General features: G+C 72.1%; 13 protein-coding genes. 4 read left to right on the top strand and 9 right to left on the bottom strand.

Features of this window, described 5'->3' with window-relative positions; all coding sequences use genetic code 11:
• The first annotated feature begins 25 nt into the window (after positions 1-25).
• Together ACWCXC_RS13755 and ACWCXC_RS13750 are read left to right on the top strand one after the other, a co-directional pair.
• Positions 26-862, top strand: a complete 837-nt coding sequence (locus ACWCXC_RS13755) for a helix-turn-helix domain-containing protein (RefSeq protein ID WP_450681911.1) — start codon at positions 26-28, stop codon at positions 860-862.
• A complete protein-coding gene (locus ACWCXC_RS13750) occupies positions 859-3,414 on the top strand; it encodes an FtsX-like permease family protein (protein ID WP_450888776.1) in 2,556 nt (851 codons plus the stop codon). The genes ACWCXC_RS13755 and ACWCXC_RS13750 overlap by 4 nt, the downstream gene beginning before the upstream one ends.
• A 27-nt stretch (positions 3,415-3,441) precedes the next feature.
• Here ACWCXC_RS13750 and ACWCXC_RS13745 read toward each other — a convergent pair whose 3' ends face one another.
• The 8 genes from ACWCXC_RS13745 to ACWCXC_RS13710 all read right to left on the bottom strand — a co-directional run bounded on the left by ACWCXC_RS13745 (position 3,442) and on the right by ACWCXC_RS13710 (position 9,768).
• The gene (locus ACWCXC_RS13745) at positions 3,442-3,852 is read right to left on the bottom strand and encodes a rhodanese-like domain-containing protein (protein WP_450681913.1); all 411 of its coding nucleotides are present in this window, start codon (positions 3,850-3,852) and stop codon (positions 3,442-3,444) included.
• The gene (locus ACWCXC_RS13740; RefSeq protein WP_450888774.1) at positions 3,849-4,385 is read right to left on the bottom strand and encodes a cysteine dioxygenase; all 537 of its coding nucleotides are present in this window, start codon (positions 4,383-4,385) and stop codon (positions 3,849-3,851) included. The genes ACWCXC_RS13745 and ACWCXC_RS13740 overlap by 4 nt, the downstream gene beginning before the upstream one ends.
• An 82-nt stretch (positions 4,386-4,467) precedes the next feature.
• A complete protein-coding gene (locus ACWCXC_RS13735; RefSeq protein WP_385340336.1) occupies positions 4,468-4,515 on the bottom strand; it encodes a hypothetical protein in 48 nt (15 codons plus the stop codon).
• A 71-nt stretch (positions 4,516-4,586) separates the two neighbouring features.
• A complete protein-coding gene (locus ACWCXC_RS13730; RefSeq protein ID WP_450888772.1) occupies positions 4,587-6,200 on the bottom strand; it encodes an FAD-dependent monooxygenase in 1,614 nt (537 codons plus the stop codon).
• 240 nt (positions 6,201-6,440) lie between these two features.
• A complete protein-coding gene (locus ACWCXC_RS13725) occupies positions 6,441-7,331 on the bottom strand; it encodes an amino acid ABC transporter permease (protein WP_450888770.1) in 891 nt (296 codons plus the stop codon).
• Entirely contained in the window at positions 7,328-7,993 is a 666-nt protein-coding gene (locus tag ACWCXC_RS13720) for an amino acid ABC transporter permease (RefSeq protein WP_450888768.1), read from the bottom strand. Before ACWCXC_RS13720 ends, ACWCXC_RS13725 begins: the two co-directional genes overlap by 4 nt.
• A gap of 74 nt (positions 7,994-8,067) precedes the next feature.
• Positions 8,068-8,913, bottom strand: coding sequence for a glutamate ABC transporter substrate-binding protein (locus ACWCXC_RS13715; RefSeq protein WP_450888766.1), 846 nt, complete (start codon positions 8,911-8,913; stop codon positions 8,068-8,070).
• Positions 8,914-8,982: 69 nt separating this feature from the next.
• Positions 8,983-9,768 (bottom strand): amino acid ABC transporter ATP-binding protein, encoded by a 786-nt coding sequence (locus tag ACWCXC_RS13710; RefSeq protein ID WP_383646561.1) that lies wholly within the window; start codon positions 9,766-9,768, stop codon positions 8,983-8,985.
• A 321-nt stretch (positions 9,769-10,089) separates the two neighbouring features.
• Here ACWCXC_RS13710 and ACWCXC_RS13705 point away from each other — a divergent pair, with 321 nt between their 5' ends.
• Both ACWCXC_RS13705 and ACWCXC_RS13700 read left to right on the top strand, forming a co-directional pair.
• On the top strand, positions 10,090-10,782 hold the full coding sequence (locus ACWCXC_RS13705) for a response regulator transcription factor (RefSeq protein WP_450681918.1): 693 nt from the start codon (positions 10,090-10,092) through the stop codon (positions 10,780-10,782).
• 15 nt (positions 10,783-10,797) lie between these two features.
• Positions 10,798-12,192 (top strand): ATP-binding protein, encoded by a 1,395-nt coding sequence (locus tag ACWCXC_RS13700; RefSeq protein WP_450681919.1) that lies wholly within the window; start codon positions 10,798-10,800, stop codon positions 12,190-12,192.
• A gap of 15 nt (positions 12,193-12,207) precedes the next feature.
• Here the strand turns inward: ACWCXC_RS13700 and ACWCXC_RS13695 are convergent, their stop codons facing one another.
• The gene (locus ACWCXC_RS13695; RefSeq protein WP_450681920.1) at positions 12,208-13,206 is read right to left on the bottom strand and encodes a TAXI family TRAP transporter solute-binding subunit; all 999 of its coding nucleotides are present in this window, start codon (positions 13,204-13,206) and stop codon (positions 12,208-12,210) included.
• Between the last annotated feature and the right edge of the window lie 38 nt (positions 13,207-13,244).

Genomic DNA, 13,244 nt, shown 5'->3' with positions numbered 1-13,244 from the left:
CTGTGCACAGGGCAGTGTGTGGGGCATGCCAGAGAAGCCCGGTGGTACCGAGATCAGTGAGCTGGCGGCCCTGAAGGCCCTCGCCCAGCCGCGACGCCAGCAGATCCTCCAGCACCTCACCCTGCACGGCCCCGCGACCTCCGCGATCCTGGCCCGCGCCCTGGGCCTCAACACCGGTGCCACCAGCTACCACCTGCGCGAACTGGCGCGGTACGGCTTCGTGACCGGCGCCGAGGCGCCCCGGCCGGAGGCGACCGGACCGGCCGCGCGCCGGGCGCGGTGGTGGCGGGCGGTTCCCGGCGACCTCCGGTTCCCGCCCCCGTCCCGGCGCACCCCGGGGATGCGTGCCGTCATGGAGGAGCTGAACCACCACGCGTACGCCGCCGACCTCGAACTCTTCGAGAGGCTTCAGCGGGAGAGCGGCGTTGCGGCGGACGGCGTCGGCGGCGACGACTGGGCCGATGCCCACGCGTATTCGCGCGGGGCCTTGCGGCTCACGCTCCCCGAGGTCCGGGAGTTCTTCGAGGAGTACATCGCCCTGATGAACCGCTACAAGCGGCCCGAGGACGAGACCCCGCCGGGCGCCCGCACCGTCCACACCCGACTGCTCGCCTTCCCGGAGCCCCCCGCCGGCCCACCGCCGGCCGACGACCCGCCGCCCGCCGGAACCGCACCACCGACCGGCGAAGCCGCGCCCCACCAGACACCCACGCCCCACCAGGCACCTGCGCCCTACCAGGCACCCACGCCCCACCGAGCCGATACGCCCCACCACGCACCCGCACCCCGGCCCCAGGCGTTACCGGACGCCCGAGAGGCCGGCACGGACGACAACGACGGAAGAGAGACGGACGCATCATGATGCTGCGCTACGCCCTGCGGACGATCCGCCACCGTAAAGGGGGCTTCCTCGGCGCACTGCTGGCCCTGATGTGCGCCGCCGCCCTCGTCACCGCCTGCGGCACCCTTCTGGAGACCGGCCTGCGCGGCCGCATCGCCACCGAACGCTACGCGGCGACCCCGCTGATCGTCTCCGCCGACCAGAACGTGCACCGCACCACCGTGAAGCACAAGGGCAACGGGAAGACGAAGGTCAAGCACAAGGCCAAGCCGGTCGCGGAACGGGCCTGGCTGCCGGCCGCCACCGCGTCCCGGATCCGGGACCTGGAAGGGGTGCGTTCGGTCGTTCCCGAACTGACCTTCCTGGCCGAGCCGCTGGGGCTGCCCGAGGGGGCGAAGGACGGCGACCGCTCGACGTACGGCCACGCCTGGGAATCCGCCCGGCTCACCCCGTTCGCCCTGACCTCCGGCCGTGCCCCGGCGGGAGCCGGTGACGTCGTGATCGACCGGGACCTCGCCGAGCGGGCCGGACTCACGACCGGGGACCGGATCACCGTGCAGTCCACGCAGTCCCCGCGTACCTACCGCGTCAGCGGAATCGCCGCCCCCACGGGCGGTGCCGAGCTGAGCCGGCAGACCTCCCTGTTCTTCTCCGCGGCCGAGGCCCGGCGCCTCGCCGCCCGTCCCGGCCAGGTCTCCGCCCTCGGCGTTCTCCCCACGGCGGGCACGGACACCGCCGAGTTGAAGCGACGGGTCACGGACGCCCTGAAGGGCACCACCGCCCAGGTGTCCACGGGTGACGACCGGGGCCCGGTCGAGTTCCTGGACGCCGCCGGTGCCCGGATCAAGCTGGTCTCCATGGGTGGGGCGATGGGCGGCACCTCGCTCCTGGTCGCGGTGCTCGTGGTCGTCGGAACCTTCGCCCTCTCCGTCCAGCAGCGCCACCGCGAGCTGGCCCTGCTCCGCTCCATCGCCGCCACCTCGCGCCAGATCCGCGGCCTGCTGGGCCGCGAGGCACTCGTCGTCGGAGCGGTCGCCGGGGTGCTGGGCGCACTCGCCGGGCTGCCGCTCGCGGGGTGGCTGCACGGACGGTTCGTCGACGGCGGCGTCGTGCCCCGGACCCTTGAGCGGTCGGCCGGAGTCCTGCCCGCCCTCGCGGCCGTGGCCGTCACCCTCTTCGGCGCCTGGGCCGCCGCCCGGATCTCCGGCCGCCGCATCGCCCGCCTCCGGCCGGCCCAGGCCATGGCCGAGTCCGCCGTCGAACGCCGCCGCCCCGCCCGGGGCCGGACCGTCGCCGGGCTGCTCCTGCTCGCCGGCGGCGGGACCCTCGTCGGCGTCCTGAGCATCCTGCGCACCGAGGCCGCGTCGACCCCCGTCACCTTCCTCGCCGTCGTGGTCCTGGCCACGGCCGTGTCCCTGCTCGGCCCGCTCCTCGTCCGGGCCGCCGCCTTCCTGCTGGGCGGGCTGCTGCGGGCGACCGGCCACACCGGGGCGCTGGCGGCCGCGAACATCCGCGGGAACTCCGCCCGGATGGCCTCCGTCGTCACCCCGCTCACCCTCCTCATCGGCATGACCTGCACCGTCCTGTTCGTCCAGCCCACGCTGGGCGACGCCGCCCTGGCCCAGGCCCGGGAGGGCACCCGCGCCACCTGGGTGCTCGGCGCGCAGGGCCCCGGCGTCCCGCCGGCCGCCGCCGAGGCCGTGCGGACCACGCCCGGCGTCACCGCCGCGACCGAGATCGTCCGCACCACCCTCCGCGTCGGACTGGAGAAGTACCAGGCCCAGGGCGTCACCCCCGAAGGACTCTCCCGCACCTGGGACCCCGAGGTCACAGGCGGATCCGTCGCCGCCTTCAGCGGCAATCCCCGGTCCGTCGCCGTCAGCGAACTGGCCGCCGACCGCCTCGGCCTGCGCCCCGGCAGCGATCTCGCGCTCCACCTGGGCGACGGCACCCCGGCCACCCTCACGGTCGCCGCCGTCTACCGGCGTGGCCTCGGCTTCGGCGACCTCACCCTCCCGCACGACCTGCTCGCCGCGCACATGGACAACCCGCTGGCCGCGACCGTCCTGGTCGCCGGGAACGCCGGCCGGGCCGACCTGACGGCCGCGCTGAAGAACTTCCCCGGGGTCGCCGTCGTCACCCCCGAGGCCGCCGACCGCCTCCAGGCCGACCGGCAGCAGGAGAACGCCGAGATCAACCTGCTGGCCATGGGGCTCGTCCTGGCGTTCACCGCCATCGCCGTCGTCAACACGCTGGCCATGTCGGTCTCCGAGCGGTTCCGGGAGTTCGCCCTCCTCCGGCTGGCCGGGGCGACCCGCCGCCAGGTGCTGCGGATGCTGCGCACCGAGGCGCTGTCGGTCCTGGCCCTCGCCACGGTTCTCGGCTCCGCCATCGCGCTCGCGGTCCTCACCGCCTTCAGCGTCGGCATGACGGGCGCGGCGGCCCCCTCCGTGGTCCCGGTCGTCTACGCGACCGTGGTCGGCGCCGCCGCCCTGCTGGCCCTGATCGCCACCGCGCTGCCCGGCCGGATGGCGCTGAAGGGCCTGGCGGTGGACGCCGTCGCCAGCCGCTGAACACCGCGCCCCCGGCGGGGCTCCCGGTCATTCCTCGACCGGGAGCCCCGCCGCGCGCCATGCCTGGAAGCCGCCGATCAGATCCGTGGCCCGGTGCAGCCCGAGCCGGTGCAGCGATTCGGCGGCGAGGCTCGACGCGTAGCCCTCGTCGCAGATCACCACGACCCGGATCCCGTGGTCCACGGCCTCGGGCGCGCGATGGCTTCCGTCGGGGTCGAGCCGCCACTCCAGTTCGTTCCGCTCGACGACCAGCGCGCCCGGGATCAGCCCGTCCCGCTCGCGCAGCGCCGCGTACCGGATGTCCACGAGAAGGGCGCCCCGGTCGGCGGCGGCCTTGGCCTCGTGCGGGCCGATCCGTTCGTACCCGGCCCGCACCCGCTCCAGCAGGGCGTCGATGCCCACCGGGCCGTCTCCCCTCCCGTGCCGCGCGGCGCTCACTGCCAGTCCTCGGGGATCTCGGTCTGTTCGAGGCGGAGCACCGCGCCGGTGCGGCTGTAGCGCCGGATCCTCGGCAGCGGCGGATAGTACGCGTGGACGGAGACGGCGTGCTCCGTGGCCGACTCGTTCAGCACCTCGTGCACATGGTGGCGGCCGAAGGCCCGGCCCTGGCCGGCCGTCAGTTCACGGGTGCGGTCGATGCCCTCGGACAGTTCCAGGGTCTTCCAGCCGTCGGTGGGCAGCCGGGCCGCGAGGGAGTGCTCCCGCAGGGTGCCGGCGGCGGTGAGGAAGGCGCCCCGGGAGTCGGCGTGGTCGTGCCAGCCCGTCCCGGTCCCGGGCGGCCAGCCGATCAGCCATGCCTCGCTGCCCCCGGGCCCGTCCAGCCGGATCCAGGTGCGACCCTCCGGATCGAGGGGGAGCGAGGCGACGAGCGCGGTGTCCGCGGCGGTGCGGCGGACGAAGTCGAGCAATTGCGCGGCGTCCGGGCCGGTGACCGGCGGACGCACGGTGGCAGGGGGGAGGGGAGCAGACATGGGAACCGTCCTGGGAGTTCGCTGGGGCCCCGGCGTGTGTGCGTCATGGCGCGGCGGCACGGCGGAGCGGGGGAGGGGCGAATCAGCGGGACGGGCGACACACGCAGCCCGCGTAACGGAGCAGGTCCATATGGACCCTCCGCCACAGGCGCACATCGGTGTCGGTCATGACCGGGAGTAGACCATGTGCGCCCGCGGGGGTCAATTGACGTCTGCGGTCCGGTCGGAGCGTACGGAGGGCGTGAGCGGTCCGCCGCGCGCCGCGTCCACCGCGGCGAGGAGCTCTGCCGGCCGGACTCCGCCGAACGCCGCGACGAGATGGCCGTCCGGTCTGACCAGCAGCACGGTGTGCGCGGAGGCGGCGGGGTACTCCTCGGCGACCAGGACCTCGGCGGGCACCGGAAGCCCGTCCACCGTCTCGACGAGACGCGGCATCACCCCGGCCCGCATCCAGTGCCGCCGGTCCCACACCCCGGTCCCCGGAGCCACCAGCACCACCAGGAACCTCCCCTGCCCCAGCCGTTCCCGGAGCCGTACGCGCGTGCCGTCCGGTGCCGTGACCCGTACATCGGTCACCGGCGCACCGGGGGGCGTACCGACGGCGACGTGCGCCTCGGCGCGCGGGGGCGCAAGGGGGGAATGGGAGTAGGAAGGGGGCGCACCCAGGGGGCCACAGCCCAGATGTCCGTCGGTGAGCAGGGTGTCGTGCCCCCGTGCGCTCCCCGGGACGAGCGTCCGCAGCCCGCCGCCGCCCCGCAGTATCGGCAGCGACTGGTCGGCGGCGCGCAGCCGTGCGGCGACCGCGGCCCGCCGTTCGGACTGGTAGCTGTCGAGCAGCGCGTCCGAGGCGCCCTGGTGCCAGGCCACGGCGAGCTTCCACGCCAGGTTCTCCGCGTCGCGCACCCCCTCGTCCAGCCCCTGGGTGCCCAGCGCCCCCAGCAGATGCGCCGCGTCCCCGGCCAGGAAGGCCCGCTTCACCCGCCAGCGCAGAGCGAGCCGGTGGTGCAGCGTGTGGACCCCGGTGTCCAGCAGTTCGTACGGGGGCGTCTCGCCGCACCAGCCGGCCAGGGTGTCCCTGACCCGGGTGACCAGGGCGTCCGGGGTGACCAGTTCGCCGCGCGGCGGAAGCAGCCAGTCCAGCCGCCAGACCCCGTCGGGCAGCGGCCGCGCGGTGACCTCGGCACCACCGGTGCGCCAGGGCGGCGAGCGGTGCAGGACGGCCTCGCCGGGCCACGGCAGCTCGGTGCGCAGCGCGGCCACGGCCTGCCGCTCGACCGCCGTGCGCCCGGGGAACCGGATCTCCAGGAGCTTGCGCACGGTGGACCTGGCGCCGTCGCAGCCGACCACATAACTCCCGCGCCACCAGGTCGAACCCGGCTCCCGGGTGTGCACCGTGACACCGGCGGGGTCCTGCTCCAGCGTGTCGATCCGGCTGGGTCCCGCGGTCCGCACCAGTTCGTGCGCGGCGACCGCGTCGCGCAGTCCGCGGACGAGCGCGTGCTGCGGCACATGGACCGGGGCGACCGGCATCCCGCCGTCCGGGGAGCCCGTGCCCAGGGCCAGATGGCGCATCACCTGTCCGCGTCGCAGCGACCGCCAGCCCGACCAGCGCAGCCCCTCGTCCTGGAGCGACTTGCAGCCGAGCCGTTCCACCAGGTCGGCGGTGTCCTCGCGCAGGACGACGGTGCGGGCCGGACGGATCTCCTCACGTTCCGGATCCTCGTCGAGGAGCACCGAGGGCACCCCCTGGGCCGCGAGCGCCAGCGACAGCACCAGGCCGACCGGCCCGGCACCGACGACGATCACCGGGTCCATGGCGCGGCCTCCGGGGCACCCGTGGTCGGACGCGGGGTGGCGCACGTACGGAGCGAAGGGGCCGTGACGGCCCCCCGGGCGGGGGGCGGTGTCGACGGGGATGCGGCGGCGGGAGCTCGGTGCGCGGTCACAGAACGTATGCAACCTACTGCCGGTGCGTGCGTCAAGTGACACCCGGACGCGGCGAGGGGCAGGGGCGTGCGTGCCCCTGCCCCTCGTGCGACGTCCGTCGACGCGGCGTCAGTTCTCGTTCGAGTCCATGAGCAGCACCGGCTCACCGGCCGTCGTCGGTGCGCCCCCCTTGCCCCCGCTCTTCTTCCGCTGCCGGAGCCGGCGCTCCAGCCAGCTCGCGAACGAGGTGAGGGAGAAGTTCAGGGCGATGTAGATCAGGGCGATGACGGTGAAGCAGGCGATGGTGTTCGCGCCGTAGTTCGCCGACATCGGCCGGACGGAGGCCAGCAGCTCGGGGAACGTCATCATGGCGCCACCCAGGGCGGTGTCCTTCACGATGACGACGAGCTGGCTGACGATCGCGGGCAGCATGGCGGTGACCGCCTGCGGCAGCAGCACGAAGACCATGATCTGGCCCTTGCGCATGCCGATCGCCTTGGCCGCGTCCGTCTGGCCGCGCGGCAGGGTCTCGATGCCGGTCCGCACGATCTCGGCGAGCACCGAGGCGTTGTAGAGCACCAGACCCGTGATGACGGCGTACAGCGGACGGGTGTCCGTGCTGATGTCCGTGTACTCGGAGTACACCGCGTTCGCGATGATCATCAGGATCAGCACCGGGATCGCGCGGAAGAACTCCACGACCACCCCGGCCGGGATCCGTACCCACCGGTGGTCCGACAGCCGGCCGATTCCGAACAGGGCGCCCAGCGGCAGCGCGATGAGCAGTGCGTAGAACGCGGCCTTCAGCGTGTTCTGCAGGCCGGGCCAGATGTACGTCTCCCAGGGCTGGGGACTGGTGAAGAACGGCTTCCACTTGACCCAGTCGAGCTGGTGCTTCGAGTCGAGGCCGTCGTACACCCACCACACCACCGCCGCGGCGGCGACCAGGAAGAGGACCGTGTAGAGGATGTTCCGCCGCTTGGCGCGGGGGCCCTGGGCGTCGTAGAGGACGGAACTCATCGCTTCACCGCCACCTTCTTGCTCACCCAGCCGAGGAGGAGGCCGGTCGGGAGGGTCAGAACGATGAAGCCGAAGGCGAAGACGGCTGCGATCAGCAGCAGTTGGGCCTCCGCCTCGATCATGCCCTTCATCAAGTACGAGGCCTCCGCCACACCGATCGCCGAGGCGACCGTGGTGTTCTTCGTCAGCGCGATCAGCACGTTCGAGAGCGGATTGACGACGGAACGGAACGCCTGCGGAAGGATGATCAGCCGTAGCACCTGGGTGAACGTCAGGCCGAGGGCCCGCGCCGCCTCGGCCTGGCCGACCGGCACCGTGTTGATGCCGGACCGCAGGGCCTCGCAGACGAAGGAGGCCGTGTAGGCCGCCAGGGCGAGCACCGCGAGCCGGAAGTTGATGGCGGTGAAGTCACTGGCCCCGAGGTTCACACCCAGCGTCTGGTTCAGGCCCAGCGACGCGAAGATGATGATCACGGTCAGCGGGGTGTTCCGGACGACGTTGACGTAGCCGGTGGCGAAGCCGCGCATCAGGGGGACCGGGCTGACCTTCATGCCGGCCAGCAGCGTTCCCCATATGAGGGAGCCGAGGGCGGAGTAGACGGTGAGCTTCACCGTCACCCAGAAGGCCCCCAACAGGTCATAACCTTCAAGAAAGTCGAACACGATCTCCCGTGCTTCCACGTGTAGGAGGGCACGGCGCGCCGCCGTCAGCGGCGGCGCGCCCGGTCAGCCCTGCTTCACTTGACGACGTTGCCGATCTTCGGCGCTTCCTCGTTCTTGTAGCCGGCCGGACCGAAGTTGGCGTCCACGGCCTTCTTCCACGAGCCGTCCGAGACCATCTTGGTCAGCGCGTCGTTGATCTTCTTCTTGAGGTCGGCGTCGCCCTTCTTCAGACCGATGCCGTAGTTCTCGTTGGTCATCTTGAAGCCGGCCAGCTTGAACTTGCCCTTGTTGGCGTCCTGCGAGGCGTAACCGGCCAGGATGCTGTCGTCCGTGGTCAGGGCGTCGACGACCTTGTTCTCCAGGCCGGTCAGGCACTCCGAGTAGCCGCCGAACTCCTGGAGCTGCGCCTTCGGGGCCAGCTTCTCCTTGACGTTCTTCGCCGAGGTGGAGCCGGTGACCGAGCAGAGCTTCTTGTTGTTCAGGTCCTCGGGCGACTTGATCGAGTTCTCGTCCGCGCGGACCAGGATGTCCTGGTGGGCGAGGAGGTACGGGCCCGCGAAGTCGACCTTCTGCAGACGCTCGTCGTTGATCGAGTAGGAGGCGACGATGAACTTGACGTCACCCCGCGAGATCGCCGTCTCGCGGTCGGCGCTCTTCGTCTCCTTGAACTCGATCTTGTCGGCGGGGTAGCCGAGCTCCTTGGCGACATAGGTGGCGACGTCGACGTCGAAACCGGTGTACTTGCCGTCCGGCGTCTTCAGGCCGATGCCGGGCTGGTCGATCTTGATGCCGATCGTGATCTTCCCGCCGCCGCCCGAACCGGACGAGTCGTCCTTCTTGTCGTCGGAACCGCAGGCGGAGGCGGTCAGGGCGAGCGCGAGCACGGCGGCCGAGGCGGCGGTGACCTTACGAAGCTGCATGGTGAAATTCCCTAGGGTTGACGCGATGTGAGTGATCAGCCGGTCCGTGGGACCGGTGCCGAAGCCTCGTCAGTGGTGCAGGATCTTCGACAGGAAGTCCTTGGCGCGGTCACTGCGCGGATTGCTGAAGAACTGGTCCGGCGTGGCCTCTTCGACGATCTTCCCGTCCGCCATGAAGACCACACGGTTCGCGGCGGACCGGGCGAAGCCCATCTCGTGCGTGACCACGACCATGGTCATGCCCTCACGGGCGAGCTGCTGCATGACCTCCAGCACCTCGTTGATCATCTCCGGGTCGAGCGCGGAGGTCGGCTCGTCGAAGAGCATGACCTTGGGGTCCATCGCCAACGCCCGTGCGATCGCCACGCGCTGCTGCTGGCCGCCGGAGAGCTGGGAGGGGTACTTGTCGGCCTGGGCGCCGACGCCCACCCGGTCGAGCAGCGCGCGTGCCTTCTCCTCGGCCGCCTTCTTGTCCGCCTTGCGGACCTTGAGCTGGCCGAGCGTCACGTTCTCCAGCACCGTCTTGTGCGCGAACAGATTGAACGACTGGAAGACCATGCCGACGTCGGCGCGCAGCCGCGCCAGCTCCTTGCCCTCCTGGGGCAACGGCTTCCCGTCGATCGTGATCGCGCCCGAGTCGATCGTCTCCAAGCGGTTGATCGTGCGGCACAGCGTGGACTTCCCGGACCCGGACGGCCCGATGACGACCACGACCTCGCCGCGGGCGATCGTCAGGTCGATGTCCTGGAGCACATGCAGCGCGCCGAAGTGCTTGTTGACGTTGCTCAGCACCACCAGGTCGCCGGCCGCGGGTGCAGCGTCCTCGACGCCCTTGGTCACTGAAACTCCGCTCATCGGCTTCTTGCTCCGTCCTCCTCGGTTGGCAAGGACCTTAGTGACGCAGTGCGACCAGCGTCATTACATCTGAGCGGAAATTGAGCATAACGATCCGGCGGCAACCGGACACTATGCGTGAACGGGACGACCCCCGGAACCCCCGGGGCGTACCGGGTGCATAACGGAAACCCGGATGCAACGGGCAGGCCCTTGACTGGTCCACCGGTCATCGGCGTGGATGCCCTGGTACACCCTGACGTGAAACGCCCCGGTACGGGGAAGTGACCAGGGGCGTACGCGACCGCACACCGAGACCACACCCGAGGAGAGAGGGGGCCCATGAGACTGCTGCTTGTCGAGGACGACAACCACGTGGCCGCCGCCCTGTCCGCGATCCTCGCCCGGCACGGCTTCCGGGTCGTGCACGCCCGCAGCGGCGAGGAGGCCCTCCAGGCGCTCCTGCCCGCCGACACCGAGCCCTTCGGCGTCGTCCTCCTGGACCTCGGCCTGCCCGACCAGGACGGCTACGAGGTGTGCGGGAAGATCCGCAAGCGCAGCTCCGTGCCCGTGATCATGGTGACCGCGCGGGCCGACGTCCGCTCCCGGATCCACGGCCTCAACCTCGGCGCCGACGACTACGTCACCAAGCCGTACGACACCGGAGAACTCCTCGCGCGCATCCACGCGGTCAGCCGTCGCAAGACGGCCGGCGAGGACACCGCGCCCACCCCGCTCGCCGCGCTGCGCCTGGGCCATGTGCACATCGAGCTGCCGACCCGCCGGGTCAGTGTGGACGGCAGCGAAGTGCAGCTCACCCGCAAGGAGTTCGATCTGCTGGCGCTCCTCGCCCAGCGCCCCGGAGTGGTGTTCCGCCGTGAGCAGATCATCAGCGAGGTGTGGCGCACCAGTTGGGAGGGTACGGGGCGCACGCTGGAGGTGCACGTGGCCTCGCTGCGCTCCAAGCTCCGGCTGCCGGCCCTGATCGAGACGGTGCGCGGCGTCGGTTACCGGCTCGTCGCCCCGTCCGCGTAGAGGCGACCGTTCCCGTTGCGCACCCGGCTGCTTCCGCTGCTCATCGTCCTCATGGCGAGCGTCCTGCTGGCCCTCGGCTTCCCCCTGGCGGTCAGCGTCGCGGCGGCCCAGCAGCAGCGCGTCGTCATCGACCGCATCGACGACACGGCCCGCTTCGCGGCCCTCGCCCAGTTCATCACCGAGCGCACCAACGGCTACGACGAGCGCCGCCGCACGCTCCAGACCGAACTGGAGACCTACGCCGGGGTCTACGGGATCCGGGCCGGTGTCTTCTACCGCGACGACAGCGCGATGGCCAAGGCCCCCGCCGCCTGGGTGCTGCCCGCCGAGGGCGAGGGCCGGGAGGCGTTCAAGGAGGCGCTGCTCGGCCGGCGCAGCCACGACCCGCCGCAGGTCTGGCCCTGGCAGGACGGACGCGTCGTCGTCGCCTCCCCGGTCGTCCGGGACGGCGACGTGATCGCCGTCGTCGTCATCGACTCGCCCACCGGCGGCCAGCGCTCCGGCACGCTCCGCGGCTGGCTGCTGATCGCCGCGGGCGAGGTGGTCGCGATGCTGGTCGCGCTCGGCGCGGCGAACCGGCTCACCGGCTGGGTCCTGCTGCCCGTACGGACCCTGGACGCCGCCGCGCACGACATCGCCAGCGGGCGGATGCGCTCCCGGGTCGCGGCCTCCGGCGGGCCGCCGGAACTGCGGCGCCTGGCCCGTTCGTTCAACGAGATGGCCGACAACGTGGAGGACGTGCTGGAACAGCAGCGCGCCTTCGTCGCCGACGCCTCGCACCAGTTGCGCAACCCGCTGGCCGCGCTGCTCCTGCGCATCGAGCTCCTCGCCCTCGAACTGCCCGAGGGCAACGAGGAGATCGCCTCCGTGCGCACCGAGGGCAAGCGCCTCGGCCAGGTCCTCGACGATCTGCTCGATCTGGCGCTCGCCGAGCACGCCGACGCCGATCTGCGGCTCACCGACATCGGGGCGCTGACCGCGGAGCGCGTCGCCTCGTGGCGGCCGGTGGCCGAGGAGAAGGGCGTACGGCTCCGGGCGGAGGACCTGCCCGCCGTCACCGCCTGGGCCGACCCCATCGCCCTGTCCAGCGCGCTCGACGCCGTCATCGACAACGCGCTCAAGTTCACCCCCGAGGACGAGGAGGTCCGGATCTCCGTCGCCCCGGGCGCCACCCAGGCCACCGTCGTCGTCGCGGACCGCGGCCCCGGCCTCACCGACCAGGAGATGGAACGCATCGGCGACCGCTTCTGGCGCAGCTCCCAGCACCAGAACATCAGCGGCTCCGGCCTCGGCCTCTCCATCTCCAAGGCGCTCCTCGCCGCGGGCGGCGGCACGCTGACCTGCTCCCGCAACACCCCGCACGGGCTGTGCGTGACCGTTTCGGTGCCCCGGGACGACCCCCGGGGCTGAGGGCCCCCGTCCCCGTCAGGGCTTGACCGAGCGGTAGTACCGCTTGGCCCCCTCGTGCAGCGGCAGCGGATCGGTGTAGATCGCCGTGCGCAGGTCCACCAGCTGCGCCGCGTGCACCTCGCGCCCGATCCGGTCCCGGCTGTCGATCACCGTACGGGTGAACGCCTCCGTCATCACCGGGTCCGTGCGGTCCGTGGTCACCAGCACATTGGCCACGGCCACGGTGGGAACGGCCTGACCCTGCTGGGCGTCGCGGTAGGCGTCGGCGGGCATCACGGCGGAGCGGTAGTAGCGCGTCGAGCCGCCGGCCGCCTGGAGCCGCTTGACGAGCGACTCCTCCAGGGGCACCAGCCGGATCGGATAGCGGGCCGCGAGATCCGCCACCGCGCTGGTCGGCAGCCCGCCGGACCAGAAGAAGGCGTCCAGCCGGCCCTCCTCCAGCAGCTTCGGCATGGTGTCGATCCCGGCCGGCACCGCCGTCACGTCCCCGACCGGGTCCAGACCGGCCGCCGTCATGATCCGGTCCGCGACCAGCCGCACCCCCGAGCCCGGCTGCCCGACCGCGACGGTCTTGCCCCGCAGATCGGCGACCTTGCCGATGTCGGAGCCGCGCTTCACGACGAGCTGGATGTAGTCGTCGTACAGCCGCACACAGCCCCGCAGCCGCTCGAAACCGGGCTTGCGGTCCCGGAGGTACGTGGCGACCGCGTCGGTGGTCGCGATGGTGAAGTCGGCCCGGCCCGTCGCCACCCGGGCGATGTTCTGCTGCGAACCCTCGCTGGTCTGCAGGTGTATGGAGACCTTCGGCAGATCCCTGTCCAGGGCGCCCCTGAGCCGCTCGCCGTAGCGCTGGTAGACGCCGCTGCGCACCCCGGTGCTGAAGGTCAGCGAGCCCGTCGGCTCCGGTTCCCCCAGGGGCAGCAGCCACCACAGCAGCAGTCCGAGCACGACGGCGAGGACGGCGCCCGCCCGCAGCGAGCGCCGCCGGACCGTTCGGGAGAGCGCCGGGAGCATGGCGGCGATCCTGCCAGGTCCGTCCCGACCCTGACCAG

The sequence above is a fragment of the Streptomyces sp. NPDC001515 genome, assembly GCF_053597115.1.
The sequence above is the reverse complement of the archived record's forward strand: the minus strand, read 5'-3'. Positions and strand labels throughout refer to the sequence as shown.